This window comes from Akkermansia sp. NBRC 115031 (genome assembly GCF_030268505.1).
GTDB classification, from domain to species: domain Bacteria; phylum Verrucomicrobiota; class Verrucomicrobiia; order Verrucomicrobiales; family Akkermansiaceae; genus Akkermansia; species Akkermansia massiliensis.
This window is the reverse complement of record NZ_BSQU01000015.1, coordinates 1-1,725: the sequence shown is the minus strand read 5'-3', so window position 1 is coordinate 1,725 and position 1,725 is coordinate 1. Positions and strand designations below refer to the sequence as shown.

Below are 1,725 nucleotides of genomic sequence, written 5' to 3'. Positions count from 1 at the left end.
GGCTATGTCACAACAAACAGTTGATAAATAGCCATTTTTATAGGGGAGTATCAGAACTCCCCTACAAACTGTTATTTGCAGTTATCTATACTCATTTGGAATTTCGATATGAAGTGTCTCACACAATAACTTCACATCATGTGCATCATTTTCATCAAACTCGTATCCCAGATGGAACATTACTTGACTATATGGTTCAATACAGGAAACCTCTATTTCCTCAATTCTTCCTTTACCCGAAAAAGTTTCTACCGGAAAACAATCCCCATCATAAAGAATTTCACCTTCGTCCGTATATTCAAAACAATGCAAATCAATAATTCTGTTTTTCAAATCTTCCCATACAGTATGGTTCAATGTTGTATATTCCATCTTAATCTCATAAAAGCCATTAGCTTTCATTATTTCTATAAAGTTCTGATAATCGTTCTTTTCTACAAAAATGTCAATATCATTATGGGCTCTTGACTGATATCCAAGAAGAGCATCTACACCCCAGCCACCATCAAGAAAGACTTTAATCTCCGCATCTATTGCAAATTGAAGAATCTGTTTTACATCTGTTATATTGACCATCTTATCATCTCCACAAATTCTAATTAGGCGACCAGAGGAACTGCTGGTCTGTTTGATAAATCTCTGCATTTAGCAGTTTTCAATGTTGCCAAAACGAAAGTTAAGAAGATGTTCCTTTTCTCCATGTCGCTTTCTTTGGCGTAATTTACAAGGTTATTCCACACAAGATAGTTGTTCAGATACTTGGTAGAAACACCGTTAAAGCCACGCATAAACCTCTTTAGCTGGCTATGGTAGCTATTGATATGTTGGATATTATAAATGCCTTTCTTGGCTTTGCCAGTCTTTAACTGCACAAGGTCAATGCCATTGGCATTTGTAAATCTCACATAGGAGTTCATCTTGTCCGTAACAAGAGTGGAATTGGTCTTAATCCTACTATCATAAATATGATGTAAATCTCTTGTAGAAACTCTACCAGTATTCGTAATCTTGGAGATAGACAAGCCATTCCTATTAACCGCACAAGGAACACATACCTTTTCTTGGGACAAGCCTCTGATATGTGTAGAATGACCACGCTTATGAGCCTTGCGTGGCATAGCAAATGTCTTACTCTTGCTATGATTGCCCTTGTACGAGATGGCGAAAAAAGTTTCGTCAGCCTCAATAATGCCGTCAAGGGTAACATCGTCTGCCATATTCTGAAGTGCATCCAAAATCTTGTGTCTCCAAAGGAATGCGGTGTTTCTGTGAATCCCACAAGCAACAGCAGTCTTACGAATGGATAAGCCATTCATCATACAATCAATGTACTGCTCCCACACGGACAAGTCTTTTCTTGTACCAGACACAATGGAGTTCGTAGCAATCACGAAGGACTTGCCACAATCCTTACATACATATCGCTGTGTGCCATCTTTACGATGACCATTGCGAACCACATGGATACAGCCACAAAGAGGGCATACACGACCATTTGCAAAGCGTTCCTTTGCTACGAAATCTTCAATATTCAAAGACTTTACAAAGGCAGGACTTAAAAGCATTGTTTTAAGGCTTTCCTGCTCTGCGACAGTCAACTTACCGATAATATCTAATGCGTCTTTGATAGTAGGCATATCCAATTACCTCCTTCGGTGGTACTGTTTCTTACTATTATTATACGCTATTTCTCGTCAAAAATCAACCATTTGTTGTGACAGAGCC

Annotated in this window: 2 protein-coding genes; both read right to left on the bottom strand. The window is 38.5% G+C overall.

Features of this window, described 5'->3' with window-relative positions; genetic code table 11:
- Positions 1-81: 81 nt before the first annotated feature.
- The gene (gene lnu(C) / locus QSJ36_RS12760) at positions 82-576 is read right to left on the bottom strand and encodes a lincosamide nucleotidyltransferase Lnu(C) (RefSeq protein ID WP_019543803.1); all 495 of its coding nucleotides are present in this window, start codon (positions 574-576) and stop codon (positions 82-84) included.
- 23 nt (positions 577-599) lie between these two features.
- Positions 600-1,637, bottom strand: a complete 1,038-nt coding sequence (locus QSJ36_RS12755) for an IS1595-like element ISSag10 family transposase (protein WP_285468792.1) — start codon at positions 1,635-1,637, stop codon at positions 600-602.
- Between the last annotated feature and the right edge of the window lie 88 nt (positions 1,638-1,725).

Bases quoted from the DNA above. Each gene is read 5' to 3' on its own strand.
- QSJ36_RS12755 (WP_285468792.1), bottom strand. From the start codon at position 1,637: ATGCCTACTATCAAAGACGCATTAGATATTATCGGTAAGTTGACTGTC.